This is a genomic window from Roseibaca sp. Y0-43, from assembly GCF_020667835.1.
Taxonomy (GTDB): domain Bacteria; phylum Pseudomonadota; class Alphaproteobacteria; order Rhodobacterales; family Rhodobacteraceae; genus Roseinatronobacter.
In genome coordinates this window covers 279,783-299,798 of the sequence record NZ_JAFMPR010000005.1, presented here as the reverse complement: position 1 = coordinate 299,798, position 20,016 = coordinate 279,783, and the positions used below count along the sequence as shown (strand labels likewise).

22 protein-coding genes, 1 tRNA gene and 2 pseudogenes are annotated in these 20,016 nt (G+C 64.4%); 12 read left to right on the top strand and 13 right to left on the bottom strand.

Annotated features, from left to right (window positions below):
- From tuf to rplA, 10 genes and pseudogenes are all read left to right on the top strand, one after another.
- A pseudogene (gene tuf / locus J1C52_RS08860) lies at nt 1–123 on the top strand (elongation factor Tu); the annotation flags it as partial.
- A gap of 73 nt (nt 124–196) precedes the next feature.
- Nucleotides 197–2,041, top strand: coding sequence for an ABC transporter ATP-binding protein (locus tag J1C52_RS08855; RefSeq protein ID WP_227427565.1), 1,845 nt, complete (start codon nt 197–199; stop codon nt 2,039–2,041).
- 67 nt (nt 2,042–2,108) lie between these two features.
- The gene (locus tag J1C52_RS08850; protein WP_227427564.1) at nt 2,109–2,627 is read left to right on the top strand and encodes an alkylphosphonate utilization protein; all 519 of its coding nucleotides are present in this window, start codon (nt 2,109–2,111) and stop codon (nt 2,625–2,627) included.
- A 66-nt stretch (nt 2,628–2,693) separates the two neighbouring features.
- Complete coding sequence (locus tag J1C52_RS08845; RefSeq protein WP_227427563.1) at nt 2,694–3,353, top strand: CatB-related O-acetyltransferase; 660 nt, start codon at nt 2,694–2,696, stop codon at nt 3,351–3,353.
- Nucleotides 3,354–3,411: 58 nt separating this feature from the next.
- Nucleotides 3,412–3,487, top strand: a tRNA-Trp gene (locus J1C52_RS08840).
- A 32-nt stretch (nt 3,488–3,519) separates the two neighbouring features.
- A complete protein-coding gene (locus J1C52_RS08835; RefSeq protein WP_227427562.1) occupies nt 3,520–4,386 on the top strand; it encodes a hypothetical protein in 867 nt (288 codons plus the stop codon).
- A gap of 84 nt (nt 4,387–4,470) precedes the next feature.
- A complete protein-coding gene (gene secE, locus J1C52_RS08830) occupies nt 4,471–4,668 on the top strand; it encodes a preprotein translocase subunit SecE (RefSeq protein WP_227427561.1) in 198 nt (65 codons plus the stop codon).
- 145 nt (nt 4,669–4,813) lie between these two features.
- A complete protein-coding gene (gene nusG / locus J1C52_RS08825; RefSeq protein ID WP_227427560.1) occupies nt 4,814–5,347 on the top strand; it encodes a transcription termination/antitermination protein NusG in 534 nt (177 codons plus the stop codon).
- Nucleotides 5,348–5,459: 112 nt separating this feature from the next.
- The gene (gene rplK, locus J1C52_RS08820; protein ID WP_227427559.1) at nt 5,460–5,912 is read left to right on the top strand and encodes a 50S ribosomal protein L11; all 453 of its coding nucleotides are present in this window, start codon (nt 5,460–5,462) and stop codon (nt 5,910–5,912) included.
- Nucleotides 5,913–5,916: 4 nt separating this feature from the next.
- Nucleotides 5,917–6,615: a 50S ribosomal protein L1 gene (gene rplA / locus J1C52_RS08815; RefSeq protein ID WP_227427558.1), complete on the top strand. Its 699-nt coding sequence runs from the start codon at nt 5,917–5,919 to the stop codon at nt 6,613–6,615.
- Nucleotides 6,616–6,749: 134 nt separating this feature from the next.
- Here rplA and J1C52_RS08810 read toward each other — a convergent pair whose 3' ends face one another.
- From J1C52_RS08810 to nudC, 4 genes are all read right to left on the bottom strand, one after another.
- Entirely contained in the window at nt 6,750–7,202 is a 453-nt protein-coding gene (locus tag J1C52_RS08810; protein ID WP_227427557.1) for a molybdenum cofactor biosynthesis protein MoaE, read from the bottom strand.
- Nucleotides 7,203–7,209: 7 nt separating this feature from the next.
- Nucleotides 7,210–7,461 (bottom strand): molybdopterin converting factor subunit 1, encoded by a 252-nt coding sequence (gene moaD, locus J1C52_RS08805; protein WP_227427556.1) that lies wholly within the window; start codon nt 7,459–7,461, stop codon nt 7,210–7,212.
- Nucleotides 7,458–8,123, bottom strand: coding sequence for a CDP-diacylglycerol--glycerol-3-phosphate 3-phosphatidyltransferase (gene pgsA, locus J1C52_RS08800; RefSeq protein ID WP_227427583.1), 666 nt, complete (start codon nt 8,121–8,123; stop codon nt 7,458–7,460). Before pgsA ends, moaD begins: the two co-directional genes overlap by 4 nt.
- A 75-nt stretch (nt 8,124–8,198) precedes the next feature.
- On the bottom strand, nt 8,199–9,134 hold the full coding sequence (gene nudC / locus J1C52_RS08795) for an NAD(+) diphosphatase (RefSeq protein ID WP_227427555.1): 936 nt from the start codon (nt 9,132–9,134) through the stop codon (nt 8,199–8,201).
- Nucleotides 9,135–9,368: 234 nt separating this feature from the next.
- Here nudC and J1C52_RS08790 point away from each other — a divergent pair, with 234 nt between their 5' ends.
- Nucleotides 9,369–11,273 (top strand): bifunctional 2',3'-cyclic-nucleotide 2'-phosphodiesterase/3'-nucleotidase, encoded by a 1,905-nt coding sequence (locus J1C52_RS08790; RefSeq protein WP_227427554.1) that lies wholly within the window; start codon nt 9,369–9,371, stop codon nt 11,271–11,273.
- Here J1C52_RS08790 and J1C52_RS08785 read toward each other — a convergent pair.
- The 5 genes and pseudogenes from J1C52_RS08785 to J1C52_RS08765 all read right to left on the bottom strand — a co-directional run bounded on the left by J1C52_RS08785 (nt 11,247) and on the right by J1C52_RS08765 (nt 15,131).
- The gene (locus tag J1C52_RS08785; protein WP_227427553.1) at nt 11,247–12,296 is read right to left on the bottom strand and encodes a HesA/MoeB/ThiF family protein; all 1,050 of its coding nucleotides are present in this window, start codon (nt 12,294–12,296) and stop codon (nt 11,247–11,249) included. The genes J1C52_RS08790 and J1C52_RS08785 overlap by 27 nt on opposite strands.
- Nucleotides 12,296–12,760, bottom strand: coding sequence for a dUTP diphosphatase (gene dut, locus J1C52_RS08780; RefSeq protein ID WP_227427552.1), 465 nt, complete (start codon nt 12,758–12,760; stop codon nt 12,296–12,298). Before dut ends, J1C52_RS08785 begins: the two co-directional genes overlap by 1 nt.
- A pseudogene (locus J1C52_RS08775) lies at nt 12,757–13,398 on the bottom strand (phosphopantothenoylcysteine decarboxylase); the annotation flags it as partial. The gene dut and the pseudogene J1C52_RS08775, both read right to left, overlap by 4 nt.
- 63 nt (nt 13,399–13,461) lie before the next feature.
- Complete coding sequence (locus J1C52_RS08770) at nt 13,462–14,256, bottom strand: ChaN family lipoprotein (protein ID WP_227427551.1); 795 nt, start codon at nt 14,254–14,256, stop codon at nt 13,462–13,464.
- Nucleotides 14,253–15,131 (bottom strand): RNA polymerase factor sigma-32, encoded by an 879-nt coding sequence (locus tag J1C52_RS08765; protein ID WP_227427550.1) that lies wholly within the window; start codon nt 15,129–15,131, stop codon nt 14,253–14,255. Before J1C52_RS08765 ends, J1C52_RS08770 begins: the two co-directional genes overlap by 4 nt.
- A 189-nt stretch (nt 15,132–15,320) precedes the next feature.
- Between J1C52_RS08765 and J1C52_RS08760 the strand changes: the two genes are divergently transcribed.
- Entirely contained in the window at nt 15,321–16,844 is a 1,524-nt protein-coding gene (locus J1C52_RS08760; RefSeq protein ID WP_227427549.1) for a YifB family Mg chelatase-like AAA ATPase, read from the top strand.
- On the opposite strand, the gene J1C52_RS08755 is transcribed toward J1C52_RS08760, so the two are convergent.
- From J1C52_RS08755 to rsmI, 4 genes are all read right to left on the bottom strand, one after another.
- A complete protein-coding gene (locus J1C52_RS08755) occupies nt 16,801–17,718 on the bottom strand; it encodes an alpha/beta hydrolase (RefSeq protein WP_227427548.1) in 918 nt (305 codons plus the stop codon). The two genes, J1C52_RS08760 and J1C52_RS08755, sit on opposite strands and share 44 nt — an antisense overlap.
- Nucleotides 17,715–18,662 (bottom strand): glutathione synthase, encoded by a 948-nt coding sequence (gene gshB, locus J1C52_RS08750; RefSeq protein ID WP_227427547.1) that lies wholly within the window; start codon nt 18,660–18,662, stop codon nt 17,715–17,717. Before gshB ends, J1C52_RS08755 begins: the two co-directional genes overlap by 4 nt.
- A gap of 72 nt (nt 18,663–18,734) precedes the next feature.
- Nucleotides 18,735–19,088, bottom strand: coding sequence for a YraN family protein (locus J1C52_RS08745; protein ID WP_227427546.1), 354 nt, complete (start codon nt 19,086–19,088; stop codon nt 18,735–18,737).
- Entirely contained in the window at nt 19,085–19,933 is an 849-nt protein-coding gene (rsmI, locus tag J1C52_RS08740; protein ID WP_227427545.1) for a 16S rRNA (cytidine(1402)-2'-O)-methyltransferase, read from the bottom strand. The genes J1C52_RS08745 and rsmI overlap by 4 nt, the downstream gene beginning before the upstream one ends.
- Between the last annotated feature and the right edge of the window lie 83 nt (nt 19,934–20,016).

The following is a 20,016-nucleotide window of genomic DNA, read 5'->3' as shown; positions in this document are numbered from 1 at the left end:
GACAACCTGAAGTTCGAAGTCGAGCTGATCGCGCCCATCGCCATGGAAGAGAAGCTGCGCTTCGCCATCCGTGAAGGCGGCCGCACCGTCGGCGCAGGCGTCGTCTCGAAAATCATCAAGTAATCGCGTAGCCGCGAACGAGATTACAGGGCGCGCGGGCAACCGCGCGCCCTTTTCTTATGCTATAGCCGGACCCATGCGATTGTTCCGTTACTTCGAATCCCGCGTGCCGGCCTATCCGCCCGCGCAGCCCAGCCAGCCGCCCAGCGCCATTTCGGCGTTCCTGTGGCATTACGCGCGCCCCTTGGCGCCGTGGCTGGTGGCGATGTCGGTCGTATCGGTCGCCTTCGCCGCGCTTGAAATTGTGCTGCTGGGCTATCTGGGCACGCTGATCGACCGCATGGCAGAGCTGGGACCAGAGCAGTTCCTCGCGCTGGAAGGCGGCCGGCTGGCGGTGATGGGCGTTTTGTTGTTGCTCATACTTCCGGGCCTTGCCGTGCTGGGGGCGTTCATCATGTATCAGGCGCTGATGGGTAATTTCCCGCAGCGGGTGCGCTGGATGGGGCATCGCTGGCTGATCGGCCAATCCATGCGCTACTTTCAGGACGAATTCGCGGGGCGCATCGCCACGCGGCTGATGCAGACCAGCCTGGCCGTGCGCGAGACGGTGATGAAGCTGATGGATGTGGCGGTCTATATCCTTGCCTATTTCATCGGCACGCTGGCACTTGCGGCGACGCTCGATTGGCGGCTGGCGCTGCCTTTCGCGCTCTGGGCGGTGGCCTATGGCACGATGCTGTCGGTGATCGTGCCGCGCTTGGGCCGGGTCGCGCAGGAGCAGGCCGATGCTCGCGCTGATATGACAGGCCGTATTGTCGACAGCTACACCAATATCGCCACGGTCAAGCTGTTCAGCCACGCGGCCCGCGAAGAGGCCTTTGCCCGCGAGGGCATGGACGGGTTCTTGCAGACAGTCTATCGCCAGATGCGGCTGGTCGCGGTGCAGGACATGACCGTGAACACGCTGAACGCGGCGCTGACTGGGGCCGTGACCGCGATCGGCCTGTGGTTGTGGCTGGACGGCAATCTGGCGCTGGGGGCTTTGGCCGTGGCCATTCCGCTGGCGCTGCGGCTGGGAAACATGTCGCATTGGGTGATGTGGGAATTCGCGGCGCTCTTTGAAAATATCGGCACGGTGCGCGACGGGCTGGCGACACTGTCGCAGCCGCGCAAGGTGGTCGATAGGCCGGATGCCGCGCCCTTGATGCTGAGCAAGGGCGAAATCCGCTTCGAGGGGGTGCGCTTCGATTACGACGCGACCGCGAAGGGCGCGCCCGCCGTTCTGGACGGGCTGGACCTGACCTTGCGCCCCGGTGAAAAGCTGGGGCTGGTGGGGCGTTCGGGCGCAGGGAAATCCACGCTCGTGAACCTGCTGTTGCGGTTCTACGATGTCAGCCACGGCCACATCCTGATCGACGGACAGGACATTTCGGGCGTGACGCAGGAATCCTTGCGCGCCGCCATCGGCGTGGTCACACAGGACACGGCCCTGTTGCACCGCTCTGTGCGCGAGAATATCGCCTATGGCCGCCCCGACGCCACCGATGCCGAGATCTGGGCCGCCGCCGATCTGGCCGAGGCGCGCGCCTTTATCGAGGGGCTGGAAGATGCCAAGGGCCGCCGGGGGCTGGACGCGCATGTGGGCGAGCGGGGGGTGAAGCTGTCGGGCGGGCAGCGCCAGCGCATCGCCATCGCCCGCGCCGCCCTCAAGGACGCGCCCATTCTGGTGCTGGACGAAGCAACCTCGGCGCTGGATTCCGAGGTCGAGGCCGCGATTCAGTCGCAGCTGGAAACCTTGATGCAAGGCAAGACCGTGATCGCGATCGCGCACCGGCTTTCAACCATTGCCGCCATGGACCGGCTGGTGGTGATGGAGGCGGGCCGCGTTGTCGAAAGCGGCACCCATGCCGAATTGCTGGAACAGGGCGGCATTTATGCGCGGCTTTGGGCGCGGCAATCGGGCGGGTTTCTGGCGCTCTAGGCTTGTGCTGTGCGGGGCGGGGGCGTAACGCCTTGCGCAGGCCATAGCCCCCGAAAGGAAACACCCCATGTCTGAATGCGCGCTGTGTTCCGATGCAACCCCGCTTCAGGCGGTCCAGATCGCGCCCTTGGGCGAGATTGCCGTTTGCGCGACCTGCGGCGCCGGGCTTGCGGGCCAGATCGCGCCCGACCCGCATTGGGCCTGCCTGGAAACTGCCATCTGGAGCGAAGATCCCGTCGTGCAGGTGGCGGCCTATCGGCTGGTCCATGCCATGCGCATAGAGGCTTGGGCGTCGGACCTGCTCGACACGGTCTGGATGGACCCGGACCTGCTGGAACACGCACAGGCCCATCCAATCGCCGTGGCAGGCGCAAGCGGGCATCGTGACAGCAACGGCCAGCCGCTGGCGCAGGGCGATACGGTCGTGCTGGTAAAGGATCTGACGGTGAAGGGCGCGAATTTCACCGCCAAGCGCGGCACGGCGGTGCGCGGCATCTCGTTGGTGCAGGACAACCCAGAACATATCGAGGGTCGTGTCAACGATCAGCGGATCGTCATCCTGACCCGGTTCGTCAAGAAGTCCTGAGCACACCTACGCTTGCCCGAAAGGCACGAAGCGGTTAACCATGTCGGGTGCAACGCGCAGAGTGCCATGAGTTTTCCGCTTCCCGATACGGCCTATCCGGTCACGCAGCCCGATGGCACGGTGCATCGCGCGACCGTGTTCCTGCGCGCGGTCATCGACCACCCGCGTTGGCAGATCGGGGACTATAGCTATGCGAGCGCCCACCATCCGCCCAATGATTGGGCCGCGCATCTGGCCCCTTACCTTTACGAATTCTCGCCCGAGAAGCTGGTCATCGGCAAATTTTGCCAGATCGCGGATGGGGTGCAGTTCATCACCGCGTCGGCCAACCACCGGCGCGATGGCATTTCGACCTATCCTTTTGCGATATTCCATGGCCGTTTCGAGGGCGCGCCGTCCCTGCCGGGGCCGGGGCCTGACACCGTGATCGGCCATGATGTCTGGATCGGGCAGGGCGCGCGCATCCTGCCCGGTGCGCGGATTGGCGACGGTGTGATCGTGGGCGCGGGCGCTGTTGTCGGCGGCACGGTCCCGCCCTACCAAGTGGTGGCAGGCAACCCCGCGCGGGTCATCAGCGAACGCTTCCCGGCGCATGTGGCCGCGCGCTTGCAGGAAATCGCGTGGTGGGATTGGCCGATAGAGAGGATCGAACGCCACGAGGTCGCGATCTGCGGGGCCAATCTGGCACGGCTGGAAGCGGCACAAGCCGAAATCGACACCGCATAGGGCACATTTCCCTCTTGATCTTGGCAAGGGGCTGTCATACCCATCGCGGCACAGACTTAGGGGTGTAGCTCAGTTGGTAGAGCATCGGTCTCCAAAACCGAGGGTCGGGGGTTCGAGCCCCTCCGCCCCTGCCAGTCTGGACGCGGGCGACAAGCCGGGTGTGACCTTGGCCATTCATGTCGGCGCGCATAAAACCGCTACATCGCATTTGCAGCACGGGTTCAGCAAGGCGCGCGGGATTCTGCGGCAAAAGGGCGTGGCCTATTTCGGCCCGGAATTGCTGCGCGGCAAGCTGCCCATGCCGCGCCTTGCGGGCAAAACCACTCAGCCGCCAACCGCGCTTCTGGACGCGTTCCACCGCAACCGGGCGTGCAAGCTGGTTCTGTCCGAGGAAAACATCCTTGGCACCACGCGGTCGGACATGGTGGCGAAAGGCGCGCGTTTCTACCCGGCGGCTGCGCCGCGCCTGACGCGGCTGATGCAGGCGGTGGGCTGTCAGAACGCCACGATCTACCTGTCCATCCGCGCACCCTTGGCCTTTCTGACCTCGGCGCATGGCCAGCAGCAAAACGCGGGCCGGTTCGATCCGATGGAAACCTATCTGGCCAAGATCGCACCCGACGCGCTGCGCTGGTCGGACCTGGTGAGCCGTCTGGGCGCTGTGCCCGGTGTGGGCCGCGTCGTTGTCTGGTGCTACGAGGATTACCCGGCCATCATGCCGCTGGTTTTCGACGATATGCTGGGGCGCGGGCGCGGGTTCGAGTTGCCTGAACGCAAGCGCCTTGTCGGCACCTCGGCCCGCGCGCTGGAGCACGCGCAGGCGGTGCTGCAAGCCGATCCCGCCCGCGACGTGACAGAGGTCATCCGCGAAGCGCGCGCGCTGTTCCCGAAATCTGACGAAAACCCCGGCCCGGCCCCGTTCGACGCGGATGCGCTGGCCGCCGATCTGGACCGCTACACCGAGGATTGCGCCCGGATCGCGAGCATGGCCAATGTCACCTTCTTGCGTTTGCCCGCAGCGGCGGGGGCGTAGCCGGTCGAAACCTGCTTGAAACTGGCCCCTTGCCTGCGTATGTGACAAGCCAAGCAACCGATAGCCCGACAGACAGGCGGACCCATGGCCAAGACAAACCCATTCCAGTTCATGCAGCAGGTGCGCGCCGAAACCGCCAAGGTGACATGGCCCACGCGCCGCGAAGTGGTCATCACCACGCTGATGGTTCTGGCGCTGGCCGCGCTGACAGCGGTGTTCTTCTTCCTGGTCGATCTGCTGATCCGCACCGGGCTTGGCGGGCTGCTGGGCATGTTTGGCTAGGACCGACCTGCGCGAGGGGCTTGAAACCTTCGCGCGGCGGATGTAACAGACCATCCAAAGGCGCACCGACTCGGTGCGCTGTTTTATTTCATCCGGGTGGCGCGGCGCGAAAGCGGCCCTCCGGCACGGCACAGGAAAGAGCATCATGGCCCAGCGCTGGTATTCGGTAAGCGTTTTGTCGAACTTCGAGAAGAAGATCGCGGAAGCCATCCGCACGGCCGCCGCAGAGGCGGGCATGGAAGACATGATCGAAGAAGTGCTGGTGCCGACCGAGGAAGTGATCGAAGTGCGCCGCGGCAAGAAAGTGACGACCGAGCGCCGTTTCATGCCGGGCTATGTTCTGGTCCGCATGGAGATGACGCCCAAAGGTTATCACTTGATCAACTCGATCAACCGCGTGACCGGCTTTCTGGGTGCCCATGGCAAACCCATGCCGATGCGCGACGATGAAGTGAACGCCATCCTGAACCGCGTTCAGGAAACCGAGGAAGCCCCGCGAACCCTGATCCATTTCGAAGTGGGTGAGCAGGTCAAGGTCAATGACGGCCCGTTCGAGGGCTTCTCGGGGATGGTTGAGGAAGTGGATGCCGACAACAACCGCCTGAAGGTGATGGTGTCGATCTTTGGCCGGGCCACCCCGGTCGATCTGGAATTCATGCAGGTGTCGAAAGACGTCTAACGCATGAGTGTCGTGGGAGGCAGCCGGGCGCGCCCGGTCACGCCGAACCACTAAACCGCAAGCAGCCCGACGGTCGCGACCGAAGGGCGAGGTGAGAAGAAGGAGAGGCCAGATGGCCAAGAAAGTCGTTGGGCAGCTGAAGCTGCAAATTCCGGCGGGCAAAGCAAACCCGTCGCCGCCCGTTGGTCCCGCACTGGGTCAGCGCGGCATCAACATCATGATGTTCACCAAGGAATTCAACGCCCGCACCGCCGAGCTGGAGCCGGGCGCTCCCATTCCGACCGTGATTACCTACTACCAGGACAAGTCCTTCACCATGGACCTGAAGACGCCGCCGGCGTCGTGGTACCTGAAGCGCGCCGCTGGCCTGAAGCCGGTCGGCAAGCGCAACCGCGCCCAAGGCTCGCCCATGCCGGGCCGCACCGTGCAGGGCACCGTGACCACCAAGCAGATCCGTGAAATCGCCGAGGCGAAAATGAAGGATCTGAACGCGACCACGATCGAAGGCGCCATGCAGATCATCGCCGGTTCCGCCCGGTCGATCGGCATCGAGGTGAAAGGGTAATCCAATGGCCAAAATTGCAAAACGCGTGAAAGCCGCCCGCGAAGCCTTTGCCGGCAAAGAGAATCTGACCGTTGAAGAAGCTGTCAGCCTCATCAAGGCGAATGCCACCGCGAAATTCGACGAAACCGTCGAGATCGCCATGAACCTGGGCGTTGACCCGCGTCATGCCGACCAGATGGTGCGCGGTGTCGTGTCGCTGCCCAATGGCACCGGCAAGACCGTCCGCGTGGCTGTTTTCGCGCGCGGCCCGAAAGCCGATGAAGCCACCGCTGCCGGGGCTGACATCGTGGGTGCCGAAGACCTGATGGAAACCATCCAGTCCGGCAAAATCGAGTTCGACCGTTGCATCGCAACGCCGGACATGATGCCGATCGTGGGCCGTCTGGGCAAAATCCTTGGCCCGCGCAACCTGATGCCAAACCCCAAGGTCGGCACGGTGACGATGGACGTGAAAGCGGCCGTGGAAGCTGCCAAGGGCGGCCAGGTCCAGTTCAAGGCCGAGAAAGCTGGCGTGGTCCATGCCGGTGTTGGCAAGGCGTCTTTCGACGATGCCAAGCTGGTCGAGAACGTGCGCGCCTTCGTGGACGCCGTCGCCAAGGCAAAGCCCACGGGTGCCAAGGGTGCCTATATGCGCAAGGTGTTCCTGAGCTCGACCATGGGCCCGGGCGTGTCGGTCAGCGTGGACAGCGCGACCCAAGGCTGAGCCAGCTTTGACCAAATTGAAAAAAGGCGGCCTTCGGGCCGCCTTTTTGCATGATGGTGGTGTGTTTCAGGGGCTTTGCCCCTCTGGTCCCTGCGGGACCATTCACCCCAGGATATTTGGGCAAGGATGAAGGGCTACCAGCGCGAGAGCGCTGCCTCGTCGCTGTCCTTCGCGTCGACCCATTCTGCGCCTTGATCGGTGATTTCCTTTTTCCAGAACGGCGCGCGGGATTTCAGGTAATCCATCAGGAAATCGGCGGCGGCGAAGGCGTCGGCGCGGTGGGGGCTGGCGGTGGCGACCATCATGATGGCGTCGCCCGGGGCCATTGGCCCATGGCGGTGGATGATGGTGCAGGCCTGGATGTCCCAGCGCGCGGCGGCCTGTTCGGCGATCTGTGTGAGCGCGCGTTCGGTCATGCCGGGATAATGTTCGATTTCCATGCGTTGCAGCGTGCCTGCCTCTGTGTCGCGCACGATGCCGCAAAAGGTGACGACCGCACCGATGCGCCCGGACTGTTTGGCGAAGCGGCCGCATTCCTGCCCATAGTCGAACGGATCGGCTTGCACGCGGATATCGAGCGGGATCATGCTGCGCTTACCCCCCTGTCATGGGGGGGAAGAAGGCGATTTCGCGCGCGTCGCCCAAAGCGGCGGAGAAATCGGTCAATTCCTGGTCAAGTGCCACGCGCAGCGCGCCTGGGTCCGAGAAGGCCAGCGCGTAGCGGTCTTCGCGCGCGGCCAGTTCGGACACGAGTTCGGCCACCGTCGTAGCATCTGTTTCGATGGTTTCACGCGGCAGGCCGACGCGTTCGCGCAGCCATGCGAAATAGAGGATGTCGCGTTTCATGGTTTTGCTCCGAGGAAGGGCAGGGCCTTGCGGAAATAGTCCCAGCCCGTGATGAGGGTCAGGATCGCGGCGAGCCAGATCAGGGCCAGCCCGATCAGCCACACAAGCCCGCCATCATAGGTGGCCACGTCGATCACCGACAGGTCCGATGTGCCGATCTGGCCAAGCGTATCCAGCAGGTCTATGTCGGCACTGAGAATATGCGCCTCGCGCGTGTAGTCGAGGCCGAGGGCCAGAAACAGCACGGCGATGGCTGTCATCTGCGCCGTGGTTTTCCATTTGGCGAGTTTCGTGACCTTGAGAAGCCCGGCCGTGTCGCCCAGATATTCGCGCAGGCCCGAGACGAAGACTTCGCGGAAGAGGATCGCGGTGGCGGGCAGGATGAGCCACGGGTCCATGCCGGAATAGCCGGTGATGACCAGAAGGGCGATGACCACCATGGCCTTGTCGGCAATCGGGTCGAGCATGGCACCCAGCTTAGTTTCCTGTTTCCACGCGCGTGCGAGGTAGCCGTCGAAGAAATCGGTGAGCGCGGCCAGACCAAACAGCGCCAAGGCGAACCAGTCGGCGAAAGGGCGGTGGAAATAGAGAAACAGGATCGCCACGCCCGGTGCCGCCAGAAGCCGCAGGATGGTCAGGATATTGGGCAGGTTCCAGAGCATGGCGCGGGGCTTCGTGAGGGGGGCGTCGGTCATCTGCTTAACCTGCTTATTTCAGGGGCAAAAGGCAAGAGCGGGCTAGACATGCCCGGCCAGCCAGTGGCGGATCATCGCATGGGCGATGGAGCCTTTGCGCGCGGGCTTGGGGTGGCTGCGTTCGCCAGACAAAACCGCGAGCAGGTCTTCGCGGGTGATCCAGAGCGCATCCTCCAGCTCGTCATCCAGCGTGATCTGGTCATCCGTGGCTTGCGCCAGATAGCCCAGCATCAGCGAATTGGGGAAGGGCCATGGCTGTGCGCCCAGAAAGCGGATGTCCTGCACGGTGATGCCGGTTTCCTCGCGCACTTCCCGTGCGACGGCGGCCTCTGGCGTCTCTCCGGGTTCGACGAAACCGGCAAGCGCGGAATACATCCCTTCTGGCCAGCCATGCGAGCGGCCCAGAAGCAGTTTGTTGCCGCGCGCGACCAGCATGATGACGACCGGGTCGGTGCGGGGGAAATGCTTGGCCCCGCAGGCGGGGCAATGACGTTCCCACCCGCCCATGGCGATCTGGCTTTCTTGCCCGCAGGCGGCACAGAAACGGTGCGAGCGGTGCCAGTTGAACACAGCGCGCGCGGTGGCGGCCAAGGCGGCCTCTGCCGGGGTCAGGCTGGTCATGGCAAGGCGCAATTCGGCGAAGCGGGTATCGTCGGCCGCGCCGGGGTAATGCTGTTCACTGGGGTCCGCGAACATGGCAAGGGCCGCGGTATCCAACCCGTCGGGTTCCCAAGTGGAAATATCGGCGGCAAAGCGCGCCTGCCCGCCGTGACGTCCCAGATACAGCCAAGTCGCGCCCGCGTGGCGCAGCGCGTCATCTTCTGGTGCAACCCATGCCAGCCCGTCCGGCCCGATCTGCGTCTTGCCGCGCCACAGCGGCAGCACGGCGCTGCCGCGGCGCAAAGCGTGGCTTTCGGCGCGTTCATGGGCCGCGCGGTCGTCCCAAGCGCCGGAAAAGGCCATCTCTAGGCGGATCATGTTGTTTTCCATATCTTGCGGGGGCCGTTTCCCGTATGGGGTTACCATGGCTTGGAAACAGTGCTCAATTCTGGGTTGTATATGTTTACGTTGCGTCCCGGTTCTTATGGCGCCGTGGCAGGGTCTGCCACATTCTTGTGCCGCCCGAGACAAATTTTTCTCTCATATCGGCTGTAACTTGGTAAAGACACGAAACAGAAAAAGCATGTCATGGGACAGGAAAAGCTGCAGTTCATGCCGGTTGCAGATGTAAGGCAGACAGTCGATCTCCGGATTCTGGAGACGACGGATCTGCATGTCCACCTTCACCCCTATGACTATTACGCCGATTGTCCGAACCCGGATTTCGGCCTGTCGCGGTTGGCAGAGCTGGTGGACCGTGCGCGGGTGGAAAGCGGCAATACTCTGTTGTTCGACAATGGCGATTTCCTGCAAGGCACGCCGGTGGGCGATTACTTCGCCTATGACATGGGCTTGCGCGAGGGCGATCTGCATCCGGTGATGGAAGCGATGAACGCCATGCGTTACGACGCCATCACCATCGGCAACCATGAATTCAATTACGGGCTGGAGTTTCTGGAGAAATCGCTGGCGCGCGCCGATTTTTCGGTGGTGTCGTCGAATATCGCGCGCGCGTTGGGGGCAACTCCGCGTGCCGACCAGATGCTGGTCAAGCCTTACAGTCTGCTCAAGCGCCATGTGCGCGACCGGATCGGGCTGATGCACGAGCTGACCATCGGGGTGCTGGGCGTGGCCCCGCCCCAGATCATGACATGGGAGCGTCAGCAGCTTCAGGGCCGGTTGCAAGTGCGCGACATGGTCGAATCCGTCAGCGCCTGGGTGCCCGAGATGCGCGAGGCGGGGGCCGATCTGGTGATCTTGCTCGCCCATACCGGCATTGGCCCGTTGCGGCACACGCTTGGTATGGAAAACGCGGTCATCCCGCTGGCCCGCATAGAGGGCGTGGACGTGGTTTTGTCGGGGCACACGCATCAGGTGTTTCCGTCGCGCGCCTTTGCCGACATCCCCTCGGTCGATGTCGAGCGCGGCACGATCGCGGGCAAACCGGCGGTGATGAGCGGCTTTTTCGGCTCTCATCTGGGCGTGATCGACCTTGCCATGCAGCGCGATGGCGGGGTCTGGCGCGTCGTAAACCATCATGTCGAGACGCGCGCGCTGCGTGACGCGTCGATGAATTTCCCGCAGGTTGCTGCCGAGCGCAGCCAGCCCATGCGCAGCCCCAAGGTGCGCAAGATCGTCGAGCGTGCGCATGACGCGGTGCTGGCCAGTATTCGCCAGCCCATCGGCCAGTGCCAGACGCCGATCAACAGCTTCTTCGTATATCTGGGCAAAAGCGCGTCAACCGCGCTGGTGGCACAGGCGCAAAAATCCTTCGTTGCCGAACGTCTGGATGCGGCCCATGCGCATTTGCCGATCTTGTCGGCCATCTCACCGTCGAAGGCCGGGGGCTTGGGCGGTGCGCGCAATTTCACCAATATCGCCGCAGGGCAGTTGACGCTGCGCAGCATTGCCGACCTTTATGTCTATCCCAACAAGGTCGCCGCCTCTCGGCTGACGGGGGCGCAAATCGCGCTCTGGCTGGAGCGGTCGGCCTCTGCTTTCAACCAGATCCATCCCGATGTGCAGGATCAGCCGCTGATGAACCCGGCTTTCCCCGGCTATAATTTCGAGATCATTTACGGCCTGCATTATGACATCGACCTGACCCAGCCCGCGCGTTACGCCTTTGACGGGACAGAGATCGACCCCGCGCATTCGCGCATTCGCAACCTGCGTTTCAACGGTGCGCCGCTGGACCCGGAGGCCGAATTCGTGCTGTGCACCAATTCTTTCCGTGCCCAAGGGGCCGGGTGCTTCCCCGGTGCCGAACCTGCCACCATCTGTTTCGAGAACCCCAATATCGTGCGCGACGTGCTGCGCGAGCATATCGAGCGCGAGGATGAGCTGCGCATCGACGCCGACAGCCCGTTCCGCTTGCTGCCGATAGAGGGCGCAAGCGTGGTGCTGCGCACCGCGCCCGCCGCGCTGGACCATCTGCGCCTGATCGAGGGCTACGCGCCAGAGGTGTTGGGTGCGGACAAGAAGGGCTTTTTACGCCTGCGTTTGACCCTGACCTGAGCCGCAACACGCGCAATCCGCGCGCCGCGCCACTGTCATGCTGCGGTTCTCGCCGTAAAGCGCATCATGCAGCATCAGCCGCCCGCGCAGCGATTGCCCCGCGCCGGTAATCTCTTTGATCGCCTCCAGCGCCATCTGGCTGCCGACAATGCCGGGCAAGGGGGCAATCACGCCCGCTTCGGCGCAGGCGGGGGCCAGCCCTTCGGCGGGGCGCTGCGGAAAAACGCATTCGTAGCAGGGTGCGCCACCTGCCGGATGATACAGGCTGATCTGTCCCTCCCATTGCGTGATCGCCGCAGAGATCAACGGCTTGCCCGTGGCCACCGCCGCGCGATTGGCCAGATAGCGCGTGTCGAAATTGTCGCTGCCGTCAAGGATCAGGTCATATTCGGCGAAGAGCGCTTCCGCCAGGTCAGGGGTCAGGCGGCGGTTATAGGGTTTGACCGTGATGAACGGATTGAGCGCCTGCATCGCGGCCTGCGCAGAGAACACCTTGGGCATGCCAATGTCCTGGTCGCGGTGGATGATCTGGCGTTGCAGGTTCGACCCGTCCACCGTGTCATCATCAATCACACCAATCGTGCCCACGCCTGCCGCTGCCAGATACAGCAGCGCAGGTGATCCCAGACCGCCCGCGCCGATGACCAGCACTTTGGCGTCTTTCAGCTTGCGCTGTCCGCTACCGCCCACTTCGCGCAGCACGATATGGCGGGCGTAGCGGTTCAGCTCGGCCTCTCGGAAGGGGCCGGTCTGCGGCTCTGGCGTGGGGGCGGTGGGTTTACGCAACCGTTTCAGCCCATAGACATAAGCCGCCCCAAGCGCCACCACGCCCCCCAGAACCAGCCAAGGGCGCACATCGCCGCCGGTGGCCACGCGCAAGGGCGTGCCAGCGGGCAGCACAAGCTGCGCCACGACCACCGCGAGGTAAATCAGCCCGATCATGGTCAGGCGCGCGCGGATGGGGGTTTTCATCACCCAACCCAATCCCCAGACACCTGCCATCAGGAACAGAACCAGACCCATCAGCTTACCCCGGTTGAACCGTATCCGCCCGAGCCCCTCGCGGTGTCGGGCAGTGTTTCGGCCTGCGAGAAGCGGGCTTGCACGACCGGCGCGATCACGATCTGCGCGATGCGCATTCCGTGTTCCACCGTGAAGGGCGCATCGCCCAGATTTTGCAAGATCACGCCCAAAGGCCCGCGATAATCGCTGTCGATGGTCGCGGGCGCATTGGGCAGCGTCAGCCCGTGTTTCAGCGCAAGGCCAGAGCGCGCACGGATCTGCATCTCATACCCGTCGGGAATGGCGCAGGCCAGCCCCGTGGGCACCAGCACCCGCGCCATGGGCGGCAGATGCAAGCCCTGCGCGCGGTCCTCGGGCGCAAGGTTCGCGCGAATATCGGCCCCGGCTGCCCCTGCGGTGGCATAGGCGGGCAGGGGGATGGCGCGGTCGGCACCGGGCAAGTATTGGAACAGCACTTCGGTCATGCCAGCGCCTGCGCGATGCGATGGGCCAGCCGTTCGGCGACTTCTGTCTTGGCCATGCGCGGCCAATCTTCGACCCCTTGCGCGGTAATCAGGTGCACCGCGTTTTCTTGCCCGCCCATGATACCCGTGGCGGGCGAGACGTCATTGGCCACGATCCAGTCGCAGCCCTTGCGCGCGCGTTTTGCGGTGGCATGTTCGATCACCTTTTCGGTTTCAGCGGCAAAGCCCACGACAAGGCCGGGTCGTCGGGCGTGGTGCGACAGTGTATGCAGGATGTCGGGGTTCTCTATAAATTCAAGCACGGGAAAGCCTTGCGCGGTTTTCTTCATCTTCTGCCCGGCGGCATTCGCCACCCGCCAATCGGCCACGGCGGCGGCCATGACAGCGGCGTCCACGGGCAGTGCCGCCTCGACCGCGTCCAACATTTGCAATGCCGTTTCCACGCGAACGACCGTTACCCCCACGGGCGCGGGCACCTGCGCGGGGCCGGTCACGAAAACCACATCCGCCCCCAAATCACGCAAGGCCGTTGCAATCGCCGTGCCCTGCGCGCCGGACGAGCGGTTGGCGATGTAGCGCACCGGATCAATCGGTTCATGCGTGGGGCCGGACGTGACCAATATGCGCTTTCCCGACAGCATCGGACCCCCTTTGGCTTGGTGTTGCACAGGGATAGCTTGTCGCGCGACCGGGCAAAAGCCCTATTGAAACGCCGCGCAAGGGTCTTCGCGCGCCACCGCGTCGGTCACGATCCACAGGTCGGTCAGCGGCGGCTCTGGCGCGGCAAGTTCATATTGGCCCAGTGTCAGGCTGCTGACCTCTGGCGCGGCCACGGCCAAGGCTGCGGGCGCACCCCAGTCGCGGCGCACATGGCCGGTTCCGGTAATCACCACCACGGGCCCGCCCGTGTCGCGCAGTGCCAATTCCGCCACGCGCGCCAGTTCGGCGTCGCGCAGGCGTTGAATATCGACCATGCCCGGCAGCATCTCATCGGGCAGGGCGTTGCAGTGGGCCGCTTGCTGCAACGCCTCTCGCGCGGTCTGGTCCTCTGACGCAAGCGGCTGGTCCAGCCCGAAGCGGGCGGCATCACCGGCAAACACCTCTGCCAAGGGCTGGCCAAAGGCCGCGCGCGCCACGTCGCGTGGCACGGCGGCGCCATAGATGCGGGCATCTGGGGCGGCTTCGAAGATCGGGAAATACATCGCGAAATCGGGCCAGCCATTGCCCGCCCATTCCAAAGCCGCGCCCAGATCCTCGGCGCTGTCCCATGACGCGGGCGCGGCCGTTGCCTGCGCCTCTGTCAGCATTTCGAACACCATGGCGGCGGGGTCGATCGTGCGGATCGCGCGGGCTTGGTTCAGATGGTGGCCCTCGTGGTCGTGCACTTCGCCAAGGAAATAGACATCCGCGCCGGGCAGGTTGTCCAACCCGTCCGGCGCGATTTCACTTGCCTGCGCTGGCAAGGCCAGCGCGGCGCAAAGGATGACCCATCTCATACCAGAAAGTTCAGCACTTCCTTGGACTGGCTTTCAAGGCTTTTGCGCATCTTCTGGAACGCGGCCGCTTCCAGCTGGCGCACGCGCTCTTTCGACAGGCCAAGTTCTTCGCCCAACGATTCCAGCGTGCGCGGGTCGGCGCGCAGCTTGCGTTCGCGCACGATGAAGCGCTCGCGCTCGCTCAGCCCCTGAAGCGCGGTCAGCAGCCATTCGCGAAGCTGCGCGGTGTCATGCGCGTTCTCAACACCGACTGCTGCCTGTTCGCTGTCATCTTCCAGCACGTCAATCCATTCGCGGCCGTCTTCATCGCTCGACTGCATGGCGTTCAGCGAGTAGTCAGAGCCAGAAAGGCGGCCTTCCATCATCTCGACATCGTGGAGCGGCACACCCACTTCTCGGGCGACCATCTCGCGCAGCTGGTGGGGGTCCAATGTCTCACCGCGGGCCATGGCCTCGCGCTCGAACTTGGCCTGAACACGGCGCAGGTTGAAGAACAACGATTTCTGACTGCTGGTCGACCCGGTGCGCACCATGGACCAGTTGCGCATGACGTAATCCTGAATGCTCGCCTTGATCCACCACACCGCGTAGGTCGAGAACCGCACGCCGCGATCGGGGTCGAACTTGTCGGCGGCCTTCATCAGGCCAAGACCCGCTTCCTGGATCAGGTCGTTCATGGGGGCGCCGTAGCGGCGGAACTTGCCAGCCATGGAGATGGCCAACCGCATATAAGCGGTAATCAACCGGTGCAGGGCGGCCTCATCGCGGTTGTCGCGCCAAGCATAGGCCAGTTGCAACTCGGTCTCTGCGTCAAGCAATTCCGCTTTCATGGCCTGACGTGAAAACTTGCGGTCGTCACTGAAATCAAGTGCCATTGTTTCCCCCGGCTGTTGGTTTGTTTGCACTTGTTACGCAGCAGATACTTCATTGGTTCACTTTTTCCCCGAGCGGACCGGAAAAAACCCGTGTCACGCTTATGTGAGCCGGTCGCGCCTTCGTCGCTGGCGTTAACCAATCGGAAACCAGTTTGGCGTTAACCTTTGGCAAACCAGCCGGGGTGAAACATGGTTGCACGGGCTTTCACGGTAGCCTTCGAAGGAATCGACGCGCGCTTGATAGAGGTGCAATGCGCGCTCTCTCCGGGTTTGCCGTCGTTCCAGATCGTTGGCCTGCCCGACAAGGCGGTGTCAGAGGCGCGCGAACGCGTGCGCGCGGCGCTGGCGGCGCTGTCGATTGCGCTGCCGTCCAAGCGCATTACCGTCAACCTGTCGCCGGCCGATATTGTGAAGGAAGGCTCTCATTTCGACCTGCCGATCGCAATGGCGTTGTTGGCGGCGCTCGACATTCTTCCGGCGGAAGAGGTCGCGCAAAGCGTGGCGCTGGGCGAACTGTCGCTGGATGGCGCGCTGGTGACGGTGCTGGGCGCCTTGCCCGCCGCCATGGCCGCCGCCGAAGAAGGCTTTGCGCTGATCTGCCCCGCCCCTTGCGGGCCAGAAGCGGCTTGGGTCGAGGCCGCCCGCGTCATCGCGCCGGAGTCGCTGTCGCAACTGATCCGCCATTTCACCGGCCAAGCGCCGCTTGCGCCCGCCAAACCCGGCGAGGTGACGGGCGAGGACGGCGCGCGCGACCTGTTCGATGTGAAGGGGCAGGAACGGGCGAAACGTGCGCTGGAAATTGCCGCGGCAGGCCGCCACCATATGCTGATGGTCGGCCCGCCGGGGTCGGGAAAATCCATGCTGGCGGCGCGGCTTGGGGGCATCTTGCCGCCGCTCTCGCCTGCCGAGGCGCTCGAAACCTCCATGATCCATTCCATCGCCGGTATTCTGGACGAGGGCGGCATTTCGCGGCTGCGCCCCTACCGCGAGCCGCATCACACCGCGTCGGTCGCGGCGATTGTCGGGGGCGGCAAGGGGGCCAAACCGGGCGAAATCTCACTGGCGCATAACGGCGTTCTGTTTCTGGATGAATTGCCCGAATTCCCGCGCGCAGTGCTGGAAACCCTGCGCCAACCAATTGAAACGGGCGAAGTGGTCGTCGCCCGCGCAAATGCCCATGTGCGCTATCCTTGCCGTTTTCTGCTGGTGGCTGCCGCGAACCCCTGCAAATGCGGCTACCTCGCCGATGCGCATCGCGCTTGCGCCCGTGCGCCCGCCTGTGGCGAGGATTACATGGGCCGCATCTCTGGCCCTCTTCTGGACCGCTTCGACTTGCGGGTAGAGGTGCCGCCCGTGGGGCTGGCCGATCTGGATCTGCCTGCAAGCGGAGAAGCGTCGCGCGATGTGGCGGCGCGTGTCGCGCGGGCACGCGGCGCGCAGGCCGCGCGCTTTGCCGGGCATGGTGGCCTGCGGGTGAACGCCGATGCCGAAGGCGCGCTGCTGGAAGAGGTGGCCGCCCCCGACGCCGAGGGGCGCGCGCTGCTGACCCGCGCCGCCGACAGGTTGGGCCTAAGCGCGCGCGGCTATCACCGTTTGCTGCGCGTTGCGCGCACGATTGCCGATCTGGACGGCTCTGCCACGGTGCGCGCGCCGCATATGGCCGAGGCGATCAGCTTTCGGCTGATGGGGGCGGACCAGCCTGCGCGCGTATGAAGGCTGCGGCCTCTGCCAGCGAGGCGCGCGCCTCTGGCAGCCAGCCGTGAAAATATTGCCAGACATGGGGCAGGTTGCCGCGCTCTTGTAGCGTGACCGTCACGCCTTGGGCGCGCAGATGTTGCACCATGCGGGTGGAATCGGAATGCAGGATTTCGGTTCGGGCGACCTGGATCAGCACGGGCGGCGCGCCAAGGAATGTGCCGTAAAGCGGCGAGATGCGCGGATCGCGCGGGTCGGCCCCTTGCAGCACGCGGTCGCGCAGCCGTTCCAGCCGCGAAATGGGCAACAGGATTTCACTGCGCGCGTTTTGCACGATGGATGGGCCTTCAAGCGTCATATCCGTGAAGGGCGAGAAGGCGAAAACGCCCGCCGGACGCGGCTGGCCCGTGGCGCAGAGATGGCCCAAAAGCGCCAGCGCCAGCCCGCCGCCTGCCGAATCGCCGCCCAGAATTATGCGCTCGGGCGCATGGCCCGCGGCGATCAAGGCCCGCCACGCCGCGCGCGCATCGTCAAAGGCGGCGGGGAACGGGTGTTCGGGGGCAAGGCGGTAATCGGGCAGGCAGACCTCCAGACCCGCCTTGCGCTTCAGGTAAGCCCCAAGCGCCGCATGGGTGCGCGGGTTGCCCATGACATAGCCGCCCCCGTGCAGATAGAGGATGATGGGCGCGCCGGAGTCTGGTTTTACGGTCCAGAGTGCGGGAACCCCGCCCAGATCGTCAGGCGTGAAATGCAGCCAAGGCCGCCCGCGCGCATTCAACCATGCGCCACGTTCGAACCAACGGCGCGCGCCCGCGCTGTCGGGCTGGCGCGCGAGCGAGCGGCGCGCGACCTGCCGCAGAAAGACACGCAGGATCTTGAGCTGCCAGCTCATGCCGCCGCGCGCTTGGCCTCGATCGCCTCCCAGATCAGCGCCGCGCCATTGGTGCCGTCGAAGCGCTCCAGCTCTTGCAGGCCGGTGGGCGAGGTGAGGTTGATTTCCGTCAGCCAGTCGCCGATCACGTCGATGCCCACGAAAATCTGCCCCTTCTCGCGCAAGAGCGGGCCGATGGCGGCGCAGATTTCCCGGTCGCGGGCGGTGAGCTCAACCTTCTCGGCGCGCCCGCCGACATGCATGTTTGAGCGCGTCTCACCCTCGGCGGGGACGCGGTTGATGGCGCCGATGGGTTCCCCGTTAACCAGGATCACCCGCTTGTCGCCCTTGCTGACGGCGGGCAGGTATTTCTGCACGATCAACGGCTCGCGGTTGATGCCGGTGAACAATTCGTGCAGCGAAGCAAGGTTGCGGTCATTGGGGTCCAGCCGGAACACGCCGGCGCCGCCATTGCCGTAAAGCGGTTTCAGGATCACGTCGCCATGTTGCGCCTTGAAGGCACGGATCGTGGCCAGATCGCGCGCGATCATCGTCGGCGGGGTCAGGTCCGGGAAGCGCAGAACCAGCAGTTTCTCGGGGTAATTGCGCACCCAGAACGGGTCGTTCACCACCAGCGTTTGCGGATGGATCATGTCCAGCAGATGCGTGGTCGTGATGTAACCCATGTCGAAGGGCGGGTCTTGGCGCAGCCAGACGACGTCGATCTCGCCCAGGTCCAGCTCTGTCACCGGCCCCAGCGTGACATGGTCGCCCTTCACGCGGCGCAGCTCGGCCTTTTGCGCAAGCGCCAGAACGCGCCCTTCACGATAGGCCAGTTTGTCGGGCGTGTAGACATAAACCTCGTGCCCGCGCGCCTGTGCTTCAAGCGCGATGCGGAAGCTGCTGTCCCCGTCGATATTGACCGCCTCGATCGGGTCCATCTGAAATGCAACGCGCAATGCCATGTCTTCGGTCCTGTTCCAGCCTGTCTGTTGGCTTTAGATGGACGAGGTTGGCCGCTGTTGCAATGGCGCGGGTCAGGGCCAGAGCGCATTTTCCATGACCGCAACTTCGCCACGGTCGTTGACCAGTGCCAGATCGAAGCGGGTTTCGGTCAGCTGGCCCATTGGCAAACGCCCCAAGAATTCTGACGCGGCTGCAAAGATGCGCCCGATCTGCCGTTCGCCCAAGCGCAGGCGCGCCGCGTCGAAGCTGCGGCTTTTCTTGACCTCGACGAAGATCACGTCTTGCCCGCGCGCCAGCACAAGGTCGATTTCGCCCCCCTGACCGCGATAGCGCCGCTCCAGCAGGCGGTAGCCCTTGGCGCAATAGTCGCGCAAGACACTGTCTTCGGCGGCCAAACCTGCCAGATGGTTGCGGGCCTGTTTCATGCGTCTTTCCCTTTTTGCAAGGCCGCTTGATACACTTCGCGGCGCGGCAGGTTCAGTTCCTTGGCGACCAGCGCCGCCGCTTCCTTCACGGACATGTCCTGCAACGCCCGATCAAGCGCCGCATCCAGCGCCGATGCGTCTGCCGGGCGGTCTGGCGCGCGGTCGATGACCAGCACGATTTCGCCCTTCAGGCTACGGTCGGCGATTGCGAGTGTCAGCTCGCCAAGGCTCATGCGCAAGACCTCTTCGTGCAGCTTGGTTAATTCGCGGCAGAGCGCCGCCTGCCTGTCTGCTCCCAAGATCTCGCACAATTCCGCTAACAAACGGTGAATGCGTTTCGGGGATTCGTAGAAAAGCAACGTCGCGGGGATCGCGGCGGCCTCGGTCAGCATGGATTTGCGCGCGCCCGCCTGTGCCGGTGGAAAGCCCATGAAACAGAAGCGGTCGCTGGGCAGGCCCGCGACGCAGAGCGCGGCCATCACCGCCGAGGCACCGGGCGCGGCCAGCACCGGCAGCCCTTCGTCGATCACTGCGCGCGCCAGCCCGAAGCCGGGGTCTGACACCAGCGGTGTGCCCGCCTCTGACGCGTACAGCACCGATTGCCCCTCGCGGATCGCGGCCAGCAGTTTCGGGCGCATCTGCGCGCCGTTATGGTCGTGATAGGGCAGGATGCGCCGCCCGTTCAGCGCCACGCCGTGCAATTCCATCAGCCGCCGCAAGCTGCGCGTGTCCTCGGCGGCCAGCACATCGCAGCCCGCCAGCAGGTCCAGCGCGCGCAGCGTGATGTCGCGCGCTGCGCCGATGGGCGTGGCGATCAGGTGCAATCCGGGGGCGATGACGGGCATGGGCGGGCACTCTCTGGTTCGGGCAGCCCGTCGCTTGTGCCCCGGAAGGGGCGTTTACTTCAAGCGCGGGCTTGCGTAGTCTC

Excerpts from the sequence above, each read along its gene's own strand:
- J1C52_RS08855 (WP_227427565.1), top strand. The coding sequence starts at position 197 with ATGCGATTGTTCCGTTACTTCGAATCCCGCGTGCCGGCCTATCCGCCC.
- J1C52_RS08850 (WP_227427564.1), top strand. The coding sequence starts at position 2,109 with ATGTCTGAATGCGCGCTGTGTTCCGATGCAACCCCGCTTCAGGCGGTC.
- J1C52_RS08845 (WP_227427563.1), top strand. The coding sequence starts at position 2,694 with ATGAGTTTTCCGCTTCCCGATACGGCCTATCCGGTCACGCAGCCCGAT.
- secE (WP_227427561.1), top strand. The coding sequence starts at position 4,471 with ATGGCCAAGACAAACCCATTCCAGTTCATGCAGCAGGTGCGCGCCGAA.
- nusG (WP_227427560.1), top strand. The coding sequence starts at position 4,814 with ATGGCCCAGCGCTGGTATTCGGTAAGCGTTTTGTCGAACTTCGAGAAG.
- rplK (WP_227427559.1), top strand. The coding sequence starts at position 5,460 with ATGGCCAAGAAAGTCGTTGGGCAGCTGAAGCTGCAAATTCCGGCGGGC.
- rplA (WP_227427558.1), top strand. The coding sequence starts at position 5,917 with ATGGCCAAAATTGCAAAACGCGTGAAAGCCGCCCGCGAAGCCTTTGCC.
- J1C52_RS08810 (WP_227427557.1), bottom strand. The coding sequence starts at position 7,202 with ATGATCCCGCTCGATATCCGCGTGCAAGCCGATCCGTTCGACTATGGG.
- moaD (WP_227427556.1), bottom strand. The coding sequence starts at position 7,461 with ATGAAACGCGACATCCTCTATTTCGCATGGCTGCGCGAACGCGTCGGC.
- pgsA (WP_227427583.1), bottom strand. The coding sequence starts at position 8,123 with ATGCTCTGGAACCTGCCCAATATCCTGACCATCCTGCGGCTTCTGGCG.
- nudC (WP_227427555.1), bottom strand. The coding sequence starts at position 9,134 with ATGATCCGCCTAGAGATGGCCTTTTCCGGCGCTTGGGACGACCGCGCG.
- J1C52_RS08790 (WP_227427554.1), top strand. The coding sequence starts at position 9,369 with ATGCCGGTTGCAGATGTAAGGCAGACAGTCGATCTCCGGATTCTGGAG.
- J1C52_RS08785 (WP_227427553.1), bottom strand. The coding sequence starts at position 12,296 with ATGGGTCTGGTTCTGTTCCTGATGGCAGGTGTCTGGGGATTGGGTTGG.
- dut (WP_227427552.1), bottom strand. The coding sequence starts at position 12,760 with ATGACCGAAGTGCTGTTCCAATACTTGCCCGGTGCCGACCGCGCCATC.
- J1C52_RS08770 (WP_227427551.1), bottom strand. The coding sequence starts at position 14,256 with ATGAGATGGGTCATCCTTTGCGCCGCGCTGGCCTTGCCAGCGCAGGCA.
- J1C52_RS08765 (WP_227427550.1), bottom strand. The coding sequence starts at position 15,131 with ATGGCACTTGATTTCAGTGACGACCGCAAGTTTTCACGTCAGGCCATG.
- J1C52_RS08760 (WP_227427549.1), top strand. The coding sequence starts at position 15,321 with ATGGTTGCACGGGCTTTCACGGTAGCCTTCGAAGGAATCGACGCGCGC.
- J1C52_RS08755 (WP_227427548.1), bottom strand. The coding sequence starts at position 17,718 with ATGAGCTGGCAGCTCAAGATCCTGCGTGTCTTTCTGCGGCAGGTCGCG.
- gshB (WP_227427547.1), bottom strand. The coding sequence starts at position 18,662 with ATGGCATTGCGCGTTGCATTTCAGATGGACCCGATCGAGGCGGTCAAT.
- J1C52_RS08745 (WP_227427546.1), bottom strand. The coding sequence starts at position 19,088 with ATGAAACAGGCCCGCAACCATCTGGCAGGTTTGGCCGCCGAAGACAGT.
- rsmI (WP_227427545.1), bottom strand. The coding sequence starts at position 19,933 with ATGCCCGTCATCGCCCCCGGATTGCACCTGATCGCCACGCCCATCGGC.